Source organism: Candidatus Electronema sp. PJ (assembly GCF_048287395.1).
Taxonomy (GTDB): Bacteria; Desulfobacterota; Desulfobulbia; order Desulfobulbales; family Desulfobulbaceae; genus Electronema.
In genome coordinates this window covers 1-18,269 of sequence record NZ_JBLWEO010000018.1, presented here as the reverse complement: position 1 = coordinate 18,269, position 18,269 = coordinate 1, and the positions used below count along the sequence as shown (strand labels likewise).

Sequence of the window (18,269 nt, the reverse complement as noted above, 5' to 3'; positions counted from 1 at the left end):
CCACGGCGCGCCGGGGCGCAGCACCCATAAAATGCCGTTCAACACTTCGCGCGGATCACGCGGCTTGCGGCCACGGGAATCTTTCTTGCACATCAACTGCAAGATGACCGGCTCTATTTTTATCCATTGTCTGTCGGTAATCTCCATGCGGAAAATTTAACAAATTTAATGGCATTATTCTAGTTTATTTTGAGATAGGTTCTTATCATTGCTTCGTCAAAGGAATCTCTTGGTTCAAGGCAAAAATTTCCATTGTCCGCGATGCTGTCAGGGCCTATTTGACGCAGCCGATTTATACGCTTGACCCATGCAACTGCGTAACTCATATTAGAGTTCTGCTCGTTGGCCAAGGAATTTGGCTCGGCCAAACTCCTTTAGTAGTCGGTAGAACTCCTTTCCTGCCGACTACAACTCCTGTCCTACTCGGCAAGACTCCTCTCTAAGTCGGTACAACTCCTTTGCGGCCAAGCCGAACTCCTTTCCGACCGACTATAATTCAAGCCAAATTTCGTCGGCAGTTTTGCAAAAGGCCTATTACTCGCCTCGATAGGGCAGCCATTGGTCAGTGGCCGGATTATACAGATACCGCAGCTCAAGGCGATAGGAACTGCCCTTGCTCCGCTCGATGGCATGTAGCCAGTAAATCTCTAGCCCGTTGCTCTTTCGCTCTAAAGTATAACCCGGATCGCTGAGGGCCGAGGCATTAGAGGATGGATACGCATCAGTGAAGATTTTTGTAAAATTCCGATTCAGCCAATCCATCTTCCGCTTCCTATCTGCTTGCTGACTGAGACTGCTGACTTTGTCATTAGCCTTCTGTTCAAGAGCGAACAGACTTTCATCCTTTGTCAGACCAGGTTTGTTGAGCAGATTTTGCAGTTCTTTGTAGTGTCGCAGGGCAGCGGGTAGATCTTTGGCATTTTCATCCTCTGTTGCTGCGTTCCAGGCTTGGCCGATTTCAATCAGGGATATAGTGCGACTGATTTTCCCCGCCGCATTGCGCTCCCCTTCTGCAAACAAAGCCTGTTTCTCTTTGAGCAGCACCAATGATTGCTGATAGCCGTCGATAGCTATCGCCACATCACCTTTGTGATAGGCCTCGCTGGCCCGTGAAAGGAGCTGATAGAACTGTGACCGAACCAGCAGAGAGTCCAGCTCCTGCCTTTTTTCCGCTGTGGCGTTTTCGGGATTTTCCTCTAGGAGCTTCTTGGCCTCTGTTAGCTTTTTAAAAAGCTCCTGCCATTGGCCACGAGCATCTCTAAAATTCATTTTGGCCTGATTAAGCTCCCGGTTGAAGATTGCCTTGGTCTTTTTTTTGTTGATCGGATCGCATTCCGCGTTCTTGCAGAACTTCAACGCCTCTACATAGGACTTGACTACCTGATCCCAGTCGCCAATCTGCTCGGCTTTGTCGGCCTTGCCCAAGCTATCCAGCTGCCGCAGCTGCCGTGCTGCCTCTTGGCAACGTGCTGCCTCAGCAGGAAGGGGCGCGGGCGCAGCTGTGGCAATTTCCACTGCCTTTTCATACAGGGCTGCGGCCTCGCTGATGTTGCTCTGTTGCAAAGCCTCAGCCTGAACGGTCAGCTTATCGATCTGCTCGCGCTTTTCTGCCTCTGCCAGCGGCATCTCCTTGCCCTTATACTTGCGCTTGCCGTCCTTTCCCTGCTTAAACTCCTCGTTGGCAAACAGGGCGGCAATCTCTTTCTTGAGACGGCCTTTTTCTGGCAGCGGTGTCAGCACGGTTTTCACTTTGCTCAGGGCCGCATTCGCTTTCTCCTCTGCGCCGCGAAAATCGTTTCGTTTGACTAATCCCTGCGCCTCCTGCCAGTGCAGCTCTGCTTCCAGCAGGACATTGGAATCTCGGGTATAGATCAACCCAACAGCGATGATTACTGCCGCTACGACTGCCGCTATTACAAAGGGGGCAACTGGAATCTCCTGCCTGGCTGCCCGAGCGATCTTTGATTTGGTCTTAACGACCTCTTTCTTCTCTTTTGGCTGTTCAGCAGGCTTTTGTTTCTCTTTAGGCAGAGGCGGCGGTGCCTCTTTGGCCGCTGGCTTTTTCTTTTTTTTCTCACTGCCCGGCAACTCTACCTGCGGTTCCGGCTCTTCCTCCTTAAGACTAAAGGTGGCCAACATGGATTGCGACTGCTGAAGCCGCCTGCCGATATCAGCCAACCCCGGCATGTCCACGATAACTTTTTTCAGCTTCTCAAAAACCTGCTGCGCTTCTGGGAAATTATCTTCATCCTCCAACATCTTCATCTCTTGGAGGAGTTCATCGCACTGTTCCTGCGCCGCTCTGACCTTTTTCCGCAGTTCCTCAGCTTCGGGCAGGGCAGGTAGCTCGGCCAGCAAGCGGCCAGCGATGGTCATTTCCTTCCGATCGACATGACCACGGATTTCCTTCAGCTTTGGCCCAAAATCCTCTTGCGGTGGTGGGCTTACATCCTCTGGCTCGCCGATTTCTAAGCCCAGATCCAGCCCGTCTGTGGCGGAATCATCGATACCAAGGTCAAAATCCTCCTCAACAGCTGCTGCCTTTGGCTCCAGCTCGAGTGATAAGCCACTGCCTTGGCTGCTCGCTGACGCAGCAGCGGTTCCCAGTTCAGAGATATCGTGGATAGCCTGCGGCGGCTCCAGTTCCAAGGACAACCCGCTCTGTGGTTCGGCCTGACTGTCTAGTTGATTTAAGTCAATGTCTTCAAAGCCGAGGTCAAACTCATCAGGATCAGCGACCGCTGCGGTGTCAGCCCCTGCCAAGCTGTCAAAAGGCAGCTCTGCGGTATGTTCGGCGTACCAATCTGCGGCTTCCTGATTGAACGGCTCCTCCAGACTATAGACTTTGCCGCAGAGCATCTCGCCGACATAGAGAAGAAGCCGGGCCAAGGACTGATCTTGGAGCCAGCGCGAGGAGATACGCACCGCATCAGGGTCGATATCCGGGTGGAAGATCGGGGTCAGCGGCTTGACTGTGGGTGGAAAATGGGGATAACCGAAGGGCAGCGTGATCAAGACGATATGCTGGGAGGCCTTGCGGATGCTGCCATCCGCCTCCTTGACCAGCCCGGCCACCCGATACTCAATTTCATAGCAATCAGGCGGTTCGCCTTCAGTCTGCACCAAGTTAATGCGCGGCTGCTGCGCAAGGACTTTTTTGACTTCCTCAAAATCGGTGGCCCGCTGATCAGTCTGTGAAGCCATATTCCCTGCCAAAGGATGAAATCCGTCTGAAACCCGGCTGCGGCGGCAGCCGGGCTGGTGAATGCCCTAATTATAGAGTATTTTCTTAGTGGCAACAAGCAAAGTTCAAAAATTTTTCCTTTTCTGTTCCAGCAACACAAAGGTTGTCTGCTCTGCGCTTTCTGTGTACAATGGCCCGCGCAGGCTGAATAAGGCGCAAGGGGAGAAAATGGCAAGGCATATTGAAATCAATTCGGTCAACCCGCAGCAGCGGTTGATCGGCATGGCTGTGGATGTCTTAAAAAAGGGCGGGGTGATCTGTTATCCGACTGACACGATGTATGGCATTGGCTGTGACATCTTTAATCAGAAGGCAGTCAAGCGGGTACATGAGATCAAGCAGCGGCCTAAGCACAAACCCTTCTCCTTTATGTGTGCCTCGCTGACTGATATCAGCCAGTACGCCCATGTGAGCAGCCCAGCGTACAGGCTCTTGCGCAAGCATTTGCCTGGGCCTTACACCATGGTCTTGCCTGGCTCCAAACTGGTGCCGAAAATCATGCTGACCAAGCAGAAAACCGTGGGCATCAGGATGCCACAGTCGCCCATCTGCTTGACCCTGATTGAGCAGCTGGGCAATCCCGTGTTGAACACCAGTGCGCTGCGCGAGGAATGCGAGCCGCCGCTGGACGCTTTTGCTTTAGAGGAGTTGTTCGGCAATCAGGTGGATTTGATCATCGATGGCGGCGAGATTTTCCCGGAGCCGTCCACGGTGATCTCTTTGATAAATGAGCTGCCAGAAATTCTCCGGGAGGGTAAGGGCAATATTGCGCCCTTTCTGGAACGTTTGGCTTGATAAACCTCTTGCCGCATCCACCAGAAAACAGCGGTAGCCAGGATGTAACGCTATCCTAGGGCAAAATACTCCTTTCTTACTCGGTTGCAAAGGAGTTGTACTCGGCCAGACTCCTTTTCTGCCAAGCCGAACTCCTTTCCGGCTTACTCAAACTCCTTTCCTACTCGGCAGAACTCCTCTGCGGCTTGGCAAAACTCCTTTGCTGCCGAGTACAACTCCTTTCTTGCTCGGCCAAACTCCTTTGGTAGTCGGCCAGACTCCTTTCTTGCCGAGTACAACTCCTCTCCAAGTCGGCAGAACTCCTTTTCTGCCAAGCCAAACTCCTTTCCGACCGAGTATAGTTTAAGCCGAATCTCATCGGCAGTGTCGCAAAGTACCTTTGTAAGCCCTTATTCAGCAGGACAATTTTTGGCAACGACTTGCCGTACCTTGGGCAAGCGGTCGCTAAAATATAAAAAAAGACCGGCTGCCTGTTGTGGCTAGCCGGTCTCATGCTACAGCGTTTGCCTCTGTTCTTACTGCCCGTTTTCGATGAGGACTTCCTTGAGCGATTTGCTCATGGTGAAATGCAGAGTTTTTCGGGCTGGGATATCCATCATCCTGCCGGTTTTCGGGTTCTTTGTCGTCCGCGGCCTACGGGTGCGAACGGAAAAGCTGCCAAAGCCACGGATCTCCACCCGCCTGCCATCGGTCAATGCCTGGGTGATTTCATCCAGGATAACATCTAGAGCTTGGGCAACATCCTGCTTGTAGTATTCATCGAGCTGCCCGGCAGCCTCGCTTATCAGTTCACGCTTGAGCATGATGATTTCCAATCCTTTGTGATGCGCGGTCGCCGTGTTGTTTTTCTTGACCGCTGAAATGCGGAGAAGGGCCACAGCTTCCCGCAGCGCGAGCAGCCGGACCCTTCTTTTCTCGCCCTGAAGAAAAAGGCCGCGTAGCTGCTACGCCTCTTCCGCAGAAGCCGCAGCCGCCTTGAGCAAGTCGCCGAAGGTGGCAGGGCCTGAGCCTTTCTGCGCCTTCAGTGCTGCCTCATTCGACACAGCCCCGGTGGCCTCGCTGCTCTTTACCTCCTTCTCCTCCAAAGATTTCAGAGAAAGGCCGATTTTGCGGTCATCAGAGGAAACATTGATGACCGTAGTCTTAATAGTGTCGCCGATATTGAACTGGCCTACCGGGGTCTTCACCTTGTCCTTGCTAATTTCGGACACATGAACCAACCCTTCGATGCCTTCTTCCAGCTGAACAAAAATGCCGAAATCAGTCACGTTGGTAATGGTGCCCTCAACCGAGCTACCAATGGGGTAGTTGGTGAAGACAGCCTGCCAAGGATCTGGTTTCAGCTGTTTCACGCCGAGGGAGAAGCGCTCGTTCTCCTTGTCGATCTTCAACACCACGGCCTGGATCGATTCGCCCTTCGAGTATTTCTCTGAAGGATGTTTGATCCGCTCGGTCCAGGACAGATCAGAGACATGAATCAGGCCGTCAATGCCTTCCTCAATGCCGATGAAGATACCAAAATCGGTGATGTTCTTGATCTTGCCTTCGATGATCGCGCCAATGGGGTAACTCTCCTCCACTACATCCCAAGGATTGGGCTGCAGCTGCTTCATGCCCAAGGAAATGCGTTTGGTCTCGGCCTCAACTTTCAGCACCTGCACTTCAATGTCTGCGCCAACACTGACAATCCGCGATGGATGACGCGGCTTCTTTGACCAGCTCATCTCAGAGATGTGAACTAAGCCCTCAACGCCTTCCTCCAGCTCAACAAAGGCACCGTAGTCGGTGATGGAGACTACTTTGCCGACCACCTTGGTGCCAGCCGAGTACTTTTGCGGCACAGTCTCCCAAGGATCCTGACGGAGCTGCTTGATACCGAGAGAAACGCGGTCGGAATCTTGGTCGTACTTGAGGACTTTGACCTCAATCTCCTGCCCAACGTTGTAGAGCTTGGAAGGATGGGAAACCCGGCCCCAGGACAGGTCAGTGATGTGGCAGAGACCATCCATGCCGCCGAGATCGATGAACAGACCGTAATCGGTAATGTTGGTGATCGCGCCCACCACGTTCTGGCCTTCTTTGAGGGTGGCTCGCATCTGCTCGCGCAGTTGTGCCCGCTGCTCTTCCAGGATGGCGCGGCGGGAGATGACCACATTGTTGCGCTTGCGGTTGAACTTGAGGATTTTGAAGTCAAAGCTCTGGCCGATGAGTTCGTCCATATCCTTGACCGGTCGCAGGTCGATCTGCGAGTACGGAAGGAAGGCGGGAACACCGATATCAACAGACATGCCGCCCTTGACCCGACTGTCAATCCGGCCCTGAATGGTGCCCTCTTCCTCCTGGATTCTTGCGATCTCCTCCCAGACTTTGATGGCAATGGCCTTTTCGCGGGAAAGCAGCAGGCCTCCTTCTTCCTTCCTTTTTTCGATGAAGACTTCAAACTTGTCGCCGAGTTTGATCACGCGGTTCGGATCATCAGTGCGGAATTCCCCAATGGGGATATAGCTCTCCGCCTTGTCGCCCACGTCGATCAGCACTGCGTCGGCATTGACGCCGACAACCGTGCCCATAGCAACTTCTTGGACGGTGATCACCGTGTTGTTGTCTTCCTGCTCGAAGAGTTCAGCAAAGCTGATGTCTTCCATGCCACTTTCTTCTGCCGCTGCCGCGGGCCGAGTTCCCTTGTCAGTCATGGGTTTGCCGTTCCTCTGCGATCGGGCTAGGCCGACCGTCAGTCAAATGAGATGCGTTGCGCAGTTGATTTTTGCCGCTGCCCCCCATGAGCAGCGACGATAAACAAGGCTTTTACCAGAGATATCCCTACAAAACAACAGTTTCCTTCTGGAAGCCCGTCTTTTTTTTCAAAGACCTATTTTTTGCCGAAAGAGGCCAGCTCCTCTAACAGGGGGCCAAAGAGTTGCTCATAGTAAGGAATGGCCTTATGGAGGATGGGTTGGAAGTCCTTCATATCCTTTTCCGACACCACGAGATTGGCACTGTTGGCAAGGGCTTGGATGTCGTAGAGGCTGATGAATTGCGGGCCAATCAGGATATAGAAAATGTAACGCCGCCGCAACATAGGCATCTTGCGCATGTAGTTATGGAAGATCGAGTCCTTTAACTCGCCTGGCTCAAAGCCAGTATGATAGATGACGCAGGCATAGCCGACCGCCTGGGTCTCGTGGATGGCCTCTTCTGGCGTGTTGACCGATGCAGCCTGATAGCCCAAGGCCTCCATCGAGGATTTGATCAGATGGCGCATGTCATCATCCCCATGAAGCACCAAGGCCATCGGCACATCTCTGGCACTGTCGCCGAACTGCATATCCTCATTTTTTTGGCTCTTCAGCCAGTCCATGTTGGGCGGCGGCGGTGGCTTGATGACCTCGGCTGCTGGTTCCGCTGCCTTGGGCGGAGTGGCGGCAGCAGGAGCAGTCTTCGGCGCACCTTCGGCATTCCCAGCTGCGTCAAGATTCATCGGCTTGGTGCAGTGCGGGCATTTGAGAGGCAGCCGCTGGCCAGGCTTGAGGGCCTTCAGGGCCTGATCTATTTTCGCCAGCTGGGCCGGATTAAACTTGAGAGCACCCTGACAATGAGGACAGTTGCTGATCATGGTTTGGTTCACACAAAAGAATTAGAACGGAGCAGCAAGTCAGGCAACGCTGCTCCCATCTTCAAGACCATTAATGATTTTGACCACGGCCTTGAGCTGGAGATACTTGTCTAACCGGACGATCACATCATTGGGTAGCCGCACGCAACCGTGGCTGACTGCCCGTGCGCCATCGGGATCATTCATCCAAGTCGCGGTGGAGGTGGTGCCGTGCATTCCATAGGCGGTGGGTGTTGAGTGCCCACCTGACACAAGCCGATTGAGACGCAAAAAGCGCGGGCCAAAGGGATTGCGAGGGTCTTTGTTAAAGCCAGAGGGCACCTCCCAGCGGGCTGCCTCGCGGTTGACCAACCGTTCACCAATGACAAAGGTGCCAGTTGGCGTGAGATAACCGCTGCCACTGGCCTTGCCGCTGCCTACTGGGAAGGACACATACATGCGGGTCTGATGGTCGCTGTCTTTGAGGCCAAGCTGATGTTCGCTGACCACCGGATAGGCTTGAAAATCATCAATGAGCTGCCCGCTTGGCGCAACCTTAGCGATGATGTTTTTATAGACATTGGGCACGCGTACCCCTTCAGCCTTCAGCTCCTCGACCAACCCGGCGAGATCCTCCTTGTTCACCAGCGCGGCATAGACATAAGCCCGCTGCCGCTTCAGGTCAATGATCACATCGGCCTGATCTGCGCCGCCAGGTTGGATTCTTCCTGCACTTTTCAGAGCCTTGGCCAAGGCTTCCAGGGTGGCTTTGTTGAGCACGCTATTCACAGCGAGCGTTCCGGCAAAGCTGGCATTGTAATAGCCCTGAAATTCCTTCAGGGCAGCAGCAGTCATGGTGCCGAAGAGGTCAGTGGGAGTCCAGTGGCCAAAATCAAGCCTGATCAGCACCTCCTGGAGCTTGCGCACGCTCGACCCACGGTCTCCTTGCTTGAGCACTACCTGTCCGGCAGCAATGCCTGCGAAGACCGGAAGCTCAGTCAAGGGCCGTTCATTCTGCCAACCTTGGTTGATGCCGATTGCGTTCTGATAAAGGGCCTGGGCCTGCGGCTCAAAGCGGCTGGCAAACTCAGCGAGCACCGCCTTTTCCAAATCGCTCAACACCCCGTCCCGCGCCGCATCACGCAAAAAGGCACTGACCAGAGAAAGCGAAATCTGACCGGGACTACTACTTAATTGCTGCCGCCATTGGGCAAGAGTTAATCGCGCCATGATCTTTTCCCTGCTGTATAGGTTTACTTATTGTTGTTCTTCTTCGACCTGCTCCATTGCCAGCCCCTTGATACTGGAGGTACTTTCCCCGCGAGTGGACTTGATGGTATCCATGCCTCGCTTGATCACGCTGCGGTTGGAGCAGTAAGTCATGGCAACCTCCTCTGAGACCAGCTTCTGCTCAAACAGCTGCAAGATATGCTGATCAAAGGTACGCATATCTAAGGTCACGCCTTCGGTGAGGATATTGTAGAAGGTCTTGTCCGCCGGGATATCCTCGCCATTCAGGATCAGGTCTTTTATCCGCAGACTGGTGTGGAGAATCTCCAAGGCGGCAACCCGGCCTCCGCCCAGCTTAGGCAGTAAACGTTGGCTGACAACCCAGCGAATGGTGTCAGCTAGGCGTACTCGGATCTGGGCCTGCTCATCATGCTCGAACATACCGATGACCCGGTTGATGGTCTGACCAGCATCAATCGTATGCAGGGAGGAAAAGACCACGTGGCCGGTTTCAGCGGCAGTGAGGGCGATCTCTAGGGTCTCGCGGTCGCGGATTTCGCCAACCAAAATGACCTTGGGTGCCTGGCGCAAGGCAGCCCGGAGGCCACTGGCAAAGCTGTCAAAGTCATCACCCTGTTCGCGCTGATTAAAGGTGGCTTTTTTATGCGGATGAACGTATTCAATCGGGTCTTCTAAGGTGACAAGATGCACAGAGCGCGTTTCATTGATCTCGTTCAGGATGGAAGCCAGAGAAGTAGTCTTGCCAGTGCCAGTGCCGCCGGTGAAAAGGATCAGGCCATTGCGCTCTTTGGCCATTTTGTAGAAGCAATCCGGGAAGCCAAAGTCCTTGATCGAGGGGATCTTGGTCTCCAGTTTCCGCAGCACCGAGGAAAAGTACCCCTTCTGGGTGAAAACGTTGACGCGAAAGCGGGCTTTGTCCTGAAGAGTGTAGGAAAGGTCGCAGGAACCTTTTCCGACGAGATCATGAAGCAGCCGCTGGTTGCCGTTGATCAGGTTGAGGGCGAAAACCTCGGTTTGGAAGGGAGTCAGCTCCTCCACTGGTGGTTCCACAGGTACTGACGTGAGTGCTCCATCAATTTCCACCTGAAGGCCCTTGCCCACAGTGATGTTCAGGTCAGACACACCTTTCTTGGTTCCCAGCATAGAGGCAACCCAGTAGGCGGTTTCTGGCTGCTTCATAAGTGACCTCGTTGTAATTTTTTTCTCTTGCGGTTCCGAATGGTCAAGCCACGCTCAATCTTCCTGGCTCACCAGCCCGTGATGCAATTCAAGTATGAGACGGTAGCCAGTAAACTGCAAGCATTTTTTCAACTGATAGATGCAAAGCTCTGCTCTGGCAAAACGCTCCTTTTTGCCTCGGTTGGCAAGGAGTTTGGCCGACTACCAAAGGAGTTGTACTCGGCCAGACTCCTTTGTTGCCAAGCCGAACTCCTTTCTTGCTCGGCAAGACTCCTTTGCAAGTCGGCAGAACTCCTCTGCGGCTTGGCCAAACTCCTTTGCGGCCAAGCCAAACTTCTTTGGTAGTCGGCCAGACTCCTTTTCTGCCGAGTATAACTCCTTTCCTACTCGGCCAAACTCCTTTGTGGCCAAGCCAAACTTCTTGCCGACCGAGTAGCATTCGAGATGAAATCCCCAATCATCGCTTGACAAAACATCGGTAGCTTTCTAGGATGAGGTGCGCGAAAGTTTGCGCGGTTATCTCAATCATTTGAACAAGGCGACAGGCAGCTAGCGCAGAGGTCTGAGGATAGATAAATAGGTTCCTACCTTTAAGGAGAAATAAGCATGGCAATCCCCCTTCGCAGCAGCGAGACTACGCAAGGCAGAAGAATGGCTGGCGCGCGCGCCCTTTGGCGGGCCAACGGCATGACCGAGGCGCAGATGAACAAACCGGTTATCGCGGTGGTCAATTCCTTTACCCAGTTCGTGCCAGGCCATGTGCATCTGCATGAGATTGGCCAGCAGGTTAAGGTGATGATTGAGGAGCAAGGCTGCTTTGCGGCTGAGTTCAATACCATTGCCATTGACGATGGCATAGCGATGGGCCATGACGGAATGCTGTATTCGTTGCCCTCACGCGAGCTGATTGCCGACTCAGTGGAATACATGTGCAATGCGCACAAGGTTGATGGTATAATCTGCATCAGCAATTGCGACAAAATCACGCCTGGGATGCTAATGGCAGCGATGCGGCTGAACATCCCGGCCATCTTTGTCTCAGGCGGGCCGATGGAGGCGGGCCGAATCAAGGGGCAAGAGCGCGGCTATGACCTGATCGACGCGATGGTCATGGCTGGCGACAGCTCTATTTCCGACGAGGAAGTGGCAGAAGTGGAACGCTGCGCCTGCCCAACCTGCGGCTCCTGCTCTGGCATGTTCACGGCCAACTCCATGAACTGTCTGAACGAGGCTTTGGGCCTGGCCTTGCCGGGTAACGGCACTGTGGTTGCCACGCATATCAATCGGCTCTCGCTGTTTGAGCAGGCCGCAGCCCGGATCGTTGAGATGTGCGAGGCCTGGTACGGCAACGGCAATGCTTCCGTGCTGCCGCGTTCCATTGCGACCAAAGCAGCCTTTAGCAACGCGATGGCTTTGGATATTGCAATGGGTGGCTCGACCAACACAGTGCTGCATATCCTCGCTGTGGCGCATGAGGCTGGGGTAGATTTCACCCTGCGGGATATAGACGCGCTGTCCCGCCAAGTGCCTAATCTGTGCAAGGTCTCGCCTTCCTCGCCGTATCACCTGGAAGATGTGAACCGGGCAGGCGGCATCATGGGTATCATGGGCGAATTAGATCGGATGGGCCTGCTTGACACCTCTGTGCAGCGGGCTGATGGCCTGACCTTAGCCCAAGCTCTGGATCAGTACGATATCATCCGGCGCAGTGCCACGCCTGCCGCCTATACCCTCTATGCCAGCGCACCAGCAGGAGCAGGCCGCAACTTGGAGCTGGCTTCACAGGGCAGCATCTACGAGACCTTGGACAATGACCGAGAGAAGGGCTGTATCCGCAAGGCAGCGCATTGCTACTCGCAAGACGGTGGCTTGGCCGTGCTGTACGGCAACATTGCGGAGAACGGCTGCATCGTTAAGACTGCTGGCGTTGACCCGTCTATCCTCCATTTCCAGGGCAAAGCCAAGGTTTTTCACTCCCAAGAGGCAGCCTGTGAGGGTATCCTGGGTGGCGCAGTCAAGGCAGGCGATGTAGTTTTCATCCTCTACGAAGGACCAAAGGGCGGCCCGGGGATGCAGGAGATGCTCTACCCAACTTCCTACCTGAAGTCCAAGCATCTTGGCAAGCTCTGCGCCTTGATCACAGATGGGCGGTTCTCTGGAGGCACTGCTGGGCTGTCTATCGGCCATGTCTCGCCAGAAGCAGCCAGTGGCGGGGCGATTGCCTTGGTGCGTGAGGGTGATTTGATCGACATCAACATCCCGCAGCGCAGCATCAATCTGCAAGTGAGCGCAGAGGAGCTGGCTCGTCGCCGCAAAGAGGAAGAAGCAAAGGGTGCGGCAGCTTTTAGCCCGCAGCGGCACCGCAAGGTGCCCAATGCGCTGAAGGTCTATGCCCAGTTTGCGGCCTCGGCGGACAAAGGTGCCGTGCGAGTGGTGTAAGCGTACAGGCCTCTTTAGGTTCTTGTTGAAAAATATTCTATGAACAAACCAGACCACAGGAGCGAAACCTTTGCCGAGAAACTGTTGCTGCTTGACCGTTTCGGAGCCGGGCAGATGCTAGCGCAGGCAGCAGACCAAGAGACCCCACTGAAGGCAGTGGAACGCCTGGTCGTGCCTGCCTTGGAGGAGATCGGCAAACGCTGGGAGCAAGGCAGCGTGGCTTTGGCAGAGGTTTATATGAGCAGCCGCATCTGCGAGGAACTGGCTGATCAGATCCTGCCACCTTCCAGCGCAGAGCGGATTAACCGCCCGAAGATAGGCATTGCCCTCCTTGATGACTACCATGCCTTAGGCAAGATGATCGTCTGTGCTGCGTTGCGGGCCAGTGGTTATGAGATTCAAGACTATGGTAGGCTGACCGCAGCCGAGCTGGCCGAGCGTATCTGCCGCGATTCGGTCAGCATCATTCTGGTTTCTACCCTCATGCTTCGCTCTGCTCTTCAGGTCAAGACACTCAGAGAACTGCTCGATGCTGCTGGTTCTCCTGCTAAGATCATCGTTGGTGGTGCACCCTTCCGCTTTGATCCAGAACTGTGGCAGGAAGTGGGAGCAGACGGAACTGGCAACAATGCTGCTGAAGCAGTCCGCGCTGCGGCCCGTTTTGTGGAGGAACTTGCCCAATGCTAAGGCCGGAAATGACCTCTATGGAGCGGGTGCTGACCACTCTTCGCCACTGCGAGCCGGACCGAGTGCCTTTCTTCTTGCTTCTCACCATGCACGGGGCCAAGGAGCTTGGCCTCAGCATCCGTGATTATTTTGCGAAGGCTGAACAGGTGATTGAAGGCCAGCTGCGCTTGCGGGCCAAATACCAGCACGATTGCCTCTATCCGCTCCTCTATGGCGCAGCAGAGGCTGAAGCCTTTGGTGGCGAGGTAATTTGGTACGAAGATGGCCCGCCTAACAGTGGCAGGCCAGTAATCAGCAAACCAGAGGACATTCTGCGCCTAACCGTGCCAGTCCCAGAGGAGACACCCTGCCTCCGCCGGATGCTGGAGGTGATCGCGGGACTCAAGGAGCGGGTAGGCGACGCAGTACCGATTATGGGCGTAGCCATAGCCCCTTTTTCCCTGCCAGTGATGCAGATGGGTTTTCCCGCTTACATTGAACTGCTCTATGAGCGGCCTGAGTTGTTCCGCCACCTGATGGCAATCAATCAGAAGTTCTGTGTGGCTTGGGCGAATGCGCAGTTTCGGGCTGGGGCAACAGCGGTCTGTTATTTTGATCCCCTGGCTTCGCCAGATATGATCTCGCCAGATATGTACCGCTGCACTGGCCTGTCTCTCGCTCGTCAATGTTTAAGCCGATTTCAAGGTCCTGCGGTTATCCACCTTGGCTCAGGCCGCTGCTTGCCAGTAATTGAGGAGTTGGCTACTGTTGGGGTGGTCGCAGTTGGAGTTAGTGCGCTGGAGGATTTGGCAGCGGTCAAGGCGACGTGTAAGGGGAAAATTACCGTGGCAGGCAATCTGAACGGCATAGCCATGCGCCGGTGGACTGTGGCTCAGGCTGAGGCTGAAGTAAAGAAGGTACTTGCCGCCGCAGCTCCTGGTGGTGGCTTCATTTTGGCGGATAACCACGGTGAAATTCCCTGGCAGGTGAGCGACGAGATACTGCTAGCGATTTCAGAAGCCATGCGCAAGTGGGGCTGTTATGAGACCGCTCTCCCTCTGCTTTCTCGTCTGTAAGCAGATGCTGCCCGAAACTCAGGCAGCGGTGCAGCTTCAGGATATGACGGGTATTGAAGTTAGGGCCTTTACCGCGAACTGCGCGGCCCAACCTGCTGATCAGGAGGAACTCGTCGCTTTGATCAAAGAAAGCGGTGCAGATGCCGTAGAAATCATCGGCTGCCGCTGTTTAGCTCAGGACTTGAAGGTACCTGGCGGCAGAATCCGGCGGGCCGAACAGTGTGTACATCTGCTGTGCAGCCCAACCCTGGTCAGGCACCTCCGGCAGAGCGGGGCAGGTCTGCTCCTGCCTGGCTGGCTAGCCCGCTGGCAAGAGCATCTAGCCGCCTGCGGCGAAGACTCGGTCAAGATGCAGATCGAGCTGTTCGGGCAGGAGGTCAGCAGTCTGGTACTTTTGGACACTGGCACAGACGAGCAGGCTGGCTGGTGGCTACGCGAGATGGCTACTTTCCTGAACCTGTCTGCGGAAATGCTGCCAGTGGGACCAGAATACCACGGCTTGCTGCTGACTAAAATCGCAGCAGAACACCGGCAGCACGAACTGGAGCGGCAGCGGGAGCAAGCTCGTCAGCAAGCTGCCCAAATTGCCATGATCCTCGACATGCTGGGTTTAGTAGTCAAGGCTAGCTCTGAGCCAGAGGCTTTGGCTGGGATTGCCGAGCTATTCGCTATGCTCTTCGCACCCCGGCATATCCGCTGTCTGCCAGTGACAAAGAACGGTCTGCCAACTGATCGTCTGGCTGAGTTAACCGCTGAGGAGCAGCAGGCGGCAAAGCAGTTCCTGGCTGACAGCGGACGGCAGCATCAGCTCCTCGAAAGCGGCGATGGTTTTTTCCTGCGCATCGGTACAGAGGGTGGCACGCTAGCCGTGGTGCTGGTGCAGCAGGTTGCCTTTCCGCAGCACATCGGCTCTTATCTGAACACAGCCTTGCATCTGTCAGGAGTCTGCGCCCTGGCGGTCGAACATGCAAACACGCTGAAAAAGCTGCTCGACACCTCGCGGCTGGCAGGCAAAGCTGAAGTGGCTACCGAAGTGTTGCACAACGTTGGTAACACCCTCAACAGCATCTCGGTCTCGGCAGAGCGTCTGGGCGAAATGGTGCAGAAAAGTGGCAGTACAACCCTGCCTGCCATAGTCCAGCTCATTGAGGAGCACAAGAATGATCCAGCCTTTTTCGACAGCGATCCCAAGGGCCGCAAGCTGCCGCTTTACTTTGCCAGCCTGTCGGAACAGCTCACCAAGGAGCGTTGGCGGTTGTTGGAAGAGATTGGCCATCAGAGCCGACACATTCGGCGGGCAGCAGACATTATCCGTACGCAACAAGATGCAGTGTGTGGCAAGGCACTGATTGAGTATTTTGATTTGGCTTCAGTGCTGGATGAGAGCGTGGACATCTTCGCCCAAAAGATCAATGAGCGGCGGATTACTGTTGAGCGCGATTACGCCCGCCTACCAGTCATGCAGGGCGAGCAGCGCAAGATTCTCCAGATCGCGGGCAATCTGATCAGTAATGCCATTGACTCTTTTGACGGCTTTGATCAGCCGCAGCAGAAAATCAGCCTACGGCTGCGGCCCGTCGGTCAGCAAAAAGAAAAAGTAGTGATAGAAATTGCGGACAACGGTAGGGGGATTAGCAGCGAAATCATGGAGCATATCTTTGCCTTCGGCTTCACGGCCAAGAAAGGGGGCCACGGCTTCGGTCTCCACAACGCGGCTAATCTAGCAGCAGAGATGGGTGGCACGCTGATGGCAGAAAGCGGGGGAGAGGGACAAGGCGCAGTCTTCCGGCTGGAGTTGCCGACGACAGCAGGTAGAAGGAGAGGGGCGTGAGAAAGAACGGCGGCATTAACCGGATCCTGATTGTTGACGACAATCCAGACATCCACAGTGATATCGAAAAGATTCTCCAGCACTCCAGGGAATCAGGTGTGCTGGATGCCCTGTACGCCGATATTCTCGGCCAGGAAACCCCAGCCGAGGAATGGCCTGAGTTGGAGATCGACTCTGCCTTCCGGGGCGAGGATGCCTCCAATATGGTACGCCAGGCCCGCATGGAGCGCAAGCCCTACGCCCTGGCTTATGTCGATATGCGGCTTCAGCCAGGCATGGACGGCCTCCAGACCATCAAGCGACTTCAGCAGGAAGATCACCAGCTCCAGTTCGTGATCATTACCGCCTACTCTGATCACTCCTGGCAGGAGATCAGCTCTGTTCTTCTCTCTGCTGACAAACTGCTGATCCTAAAGAAGCCCTTTGAAGCCATTGAAATCCGCCAGGCCGCTGCTGCCCTGATTGAGAAATGGCACCTGACTGTCGAGCATAAACAGGCCATGTCTGCCCTGGTGATGCAGCGGAACATGCTCGAGGAGCATGTCCGCGAGCAAACTGCCGAGCTGCGCCACACGAACGAACTCCTAACCAAGGAAATCAAGGAGCGGCGGCGGGCTGAGGAAAAGATCCGCCTTCACCGCGATAGTCTGGAAAAGCAGATAGAACTGCGCAGTGCCGAGATCCTCCAGCAGAACCGCTTCCTCAGTACGGTGATTAACTCCCTACCGCATCCTTTTGCGGTCATCGACGCAGCCAACTGGCGGATACTGGCTGCCAATCGGGCCGCAGGCTGCCCAGCCGGTGTGCGAGCCTGCTATCAGTACATGTACGGCTTCAGCAGCCCCTGTCCTGATCACGGCTTGGAATGCCCTCTCGTAACGGTGCGCGAGCAGGGCAAGCCGGTAATGGTTGAGCATATCCGCCCAGACTCGGCAGGCCATCCGCAGGTTATGGAGCTGCACGCCTGTCCGGTAACTGACCGTAACGGCCAAGTAACGCGGGTGATCGAATACTGCGTTGATGTCACCCGCCGGAAGAAGATGGAGGAGGAGTTGATCCGCAGCCGGAAGATGGAGACAGTCTCTATGATGGCAGGCGGCATTGCCCATGACTTCAACAACCTGCTGATGGCCATCACTGGCAGCATTGAGCTAGCCATGCTGAAGCTCCGCCATGACCACCGGGTCTTGGGCTTGCTGCGCGACGCAGCTGCCTCAGCTGGAGAAGCCAAGGAGCTGGCCCACAAGTTCCTCCTCTTCTCCAGCTTCACCTCTCCTGCCCGCCACGCAGTCTCGGTATCGGACCTCATCACCTCTGCCTGTCATACCTTCTTTGAGGAAGGCGGCTATGCCAAACCAGAGCTGCATCTACCAGCCAACCTGATGCCAGTCTATGCTGATCCTGGCCAGATTGAGCAGGCCCTGCAAGAGCTGTTCCGCAATGCGGTCGAGGCAATGGCCGCTGCTGGAGGCCGGGTGCGGATCAGTGCCGAGAACATCTGCCTATTGGGTCATCAGGCTGCAGGCCGCAAGGAAGGCGAATACGTCCGCATCACTGTCCGTGATCAGGGCTGCGGCATCCGCAAGGAAGATCTGCCCAACATCTTTGACCCTTACTTCTCAGGTAAGACACGAAGCCGAATCAAGGGCATGGGCCTCGGTCTGACCATCGCCGCTTCCATTGTCAGCCAACACGAGGGCTACATTGAGGCGGAATCCACGCCGGGCGGCGGCACCGCCGTCCATCTTGACCTGCCAGTAGCTTCGGCAGATTAGCACCTCTTCCAAGATACCTCTTGCATAAGAGCCGTAAGGACTTTACGGTTGAGCTATTTTTTCCCCTGCGATGCACGTGATACTAGACCCCTTGCATAAGTCGAGCCTGCCGTGTACCTTGTGTGAATGAGATACGAAAGTGTGCAACGTTTGAGTGATGAGGATTTTATAGCCGCAGCGATATAAAATGATCAAGAAATCATTTTCATCCTATGAGTTGAATCTTATGGCCTATTCAGTAGATTTTCGCCGGAAAGTATTGGAAATCAAAGAACGTGAAGGTTTGAGTTTTGAGGAGGCGGCAGTCCGCTTCGGAGTAGGCCAGGCCAGTGTTTTTCGGTGGTCAAAGCGTCTTTTTCCGTGCCGGAAGCGGAATAAGCCTGCGGTAAAAATTGACATGGCTGCTCTGGCGCGTGATGTG

At 54.9% G+C, this 18,269-nt stretch carries 16 protein-coding genes; 7 read left to right on the top strand and 9 right to left on the bottom strand.

All coding sequences use genetic code 11. The features are described from left to right. Window positions 1–147: transposase (locus tag ACNKIB_RS02500; RefSeq protein WP_417908834.1), on the bottom strand; the 147-nt coding region annotated here is incomplete at its 3' end. Between the two features lie 387 nt (window positions 148–534). Continuing rightward, complete coding sequence (locus tag ACNKIB_RS02495; RefSeq protein WP_417908963.1) at window positions 535–3,204, bottom strand: ubiquitin-conjugating enzyme E2; 2,670 nt, start codon at window positions 3,202–3,204, stop codon at window positions 535–537. Window positions 3,205–3,412: 208 nt separating this feature from the next. Here ACNKIB_RS02495 and ACNKIB_RS02490 point away from each other — a divergent pair, with 208 nt between their 5' ends. Further along, window positions 3,413–4,039 (top strand): L-threonylcarbamoyladenylate synthase, encoded by a 627-nt coding sequence (locus tag ACNKIB_RS02490; protein WP_417908962.1) that lies wholly within the window; start codon window positions 3,413–3,415, stop codon window positions 4,037–4,039. 143 nt (window positions 4,040–4,182) lie between these two features. Here ACNKIB_RS02490 and ACNKIB_RS02485 read toward each other — a convergent pair whose 3' ends face one another. From ACNKIB_RS02485 to ACNKIB_RS02455, 7 genes are all read right to left on the bottom strand, one after another. Next, complete coding sequence (locus ACNKIB_RS02485) at window positions 4,183–4,353, bottom strand: hypothetical protein (RefSeq protein ID WP_417908961.1); 171 nt, start codon at window positions 4,351–4,353, stop codon at window positions 4,183–4,185. A gap of 201 nt (window positions 4,354–4,554) precedes the next feature. Further along, on the bottom strand, window positions 4,555–4,917 hold the full coding sequence (locus tag ACNKIB_RS02480; protein WP_417908960.1) for an HU family DNA-binding protein: 363 nt from the start codon (window positions 4,915–4,917) through the stop codon (window positions 4,555–4,557). Between the two features lie 66 nt (window positions 4,918–4,983). After that, the gene (locus ACNKIB_RS02475) at window positions 4,984–6,732 is read right to left on the bottom strand and encodes a 30S ribosomal protein S1 (protein ID WP_417908959.1); all 1,749 of its coding nucleotides are present in this window, start codon (window positions 6,730–6,732) and stop codon (window positions 4,984–4,986) included. Window positions 6,733–6,908: 176 nt separating this feature from the next. After that, on the bottom strand, window positions 6,909–7,652 hold the full coding sequence (locus ACNKIB_RS02470; protein ID WP_417908958.1) for a hypothetical protein: 744 nt from the start codon (window positions 7,650–7,652) through the stop codon (window positions 6,909–6,911). A gap of 39 nt (window positions 7,653–7,691) precedes the next feature. Beyond that, entirely contained in the window at window positions 7,692–8,861 is a 1,170-nt protein-coding gene (locus ACNKIB_RS02465; protein WP_417908957.1) for a L,D-transpeptidase family protein, read from the bottom strand. A gap of 27 nt (window positions 8,862–8,888) precedes the next feature. Continuing rightward, window positions 8,889–10,061, bottom strand: a complete 1,173-nt coding sequence (locus ACNKIB_RS02460) for a type IV pilus twitching motility protein PilT (RefSeq protein ID WP_417908956.1) — start codon at window positions 10,059–10,061, stop codon at window positions 8,889–8,891. A 201-nt stretch (window positions 10,062–10,262) separates the two neighbouring features. Beyond that, the gene (locus ACNKIB_RS02455) at window positions 10,263–10,532 is read right to left on the bottom strand and encodes a hypothetical protein (RefSeq protein WP_417908955.1); all 270 of its coding nucleotides are present in this window, start codon (window positions 10,530–10,532) and stop codon (window positions 10,263–10,265) included. A gap of 135 nt (window positions 10,533–10,667) precedes the next feature. On the opposite strand from ACNKIB_RS02455, the gene ilvD reads away from it, so the two are divergent. From ilvD to ACNKIB_RS02425, 6 genes are all read left to right on the top strand, one after another. Continuing rightward, complete coding sequence (gene ilvD, locus ACNKIB_RS02450; RefSeq protein WP_417908954.1) at window positions 10,668–12,500, top strand: dihydroxy-acid dehydratase; 1,833 nt, start codon at window positions 10,668–10,670, stop codon at window positions 12,498–12,500. A 39-nt stretch (window positions 12,501–12,539) separates the two neighbouring features. Continuing rightward, window positions 12,540–13,187 carry a cobalamin B12-binding domain-containing protein gene (locus ACNKIB_RS02445; protein WP_417908953.1) on the top strand — a complete coding sequence of 216 codons (648 nt, stop codon included), beginning with the start codon at window positions 12,540–12,542 and terminating at the stop codon, window positions 13,185–13,187. Continuing rightward, entirely contained in the window at window positions 13,181–14,242 is a 1,062-nt protein-coding gene (locus ACNKIB_RS02440) for a uroporphyrinogen decarboxylase family protein (RefSeq protein ID WP_417908952.1), read from the top strand. Before ACNKIB_RS02445 ends, ACNKIB_RS02440 begins: the two co-directional genes overlap by 7 nt. Next, window positions 14,208–16,073, top strand: coding sequence for an ATP-binding protein (locus tag ACNKIB_RS02435; protein ID WP_417908951.1), 1,866 nt, complete (start codon window positions 14,208–14,210; stop codon window positions 16,071–16,073). The genes ACNKIB_RS02440 and ACNKIB_RS02435 overlap by 35 nt, the downstream gene beginning before the upstream one ends. Beyond that, entirely contained in the window at window positions 16,070–17,848 is a 1,779-nt protein-coding gene (locus ACNKIB_RS02430; protein WP_417908950.1) for an ATP-binding protein, read from the top strand. Before ACNKIB_RS02435 ends, ACNKIB_RS02430 begins: the two co-directional genes overlap by 4 nt. Window positions 17,849–18,035: 187 nt before the next feature. After that, window positions 18,036–18,269, top strand: a 234-nt coding sequence (locus ACNKIB_RS02425) for an IS630 transposase-related protein (RefSeq protein ID WP_417908949.1), incomplete at its 3' end; no start/stop codon positions are given.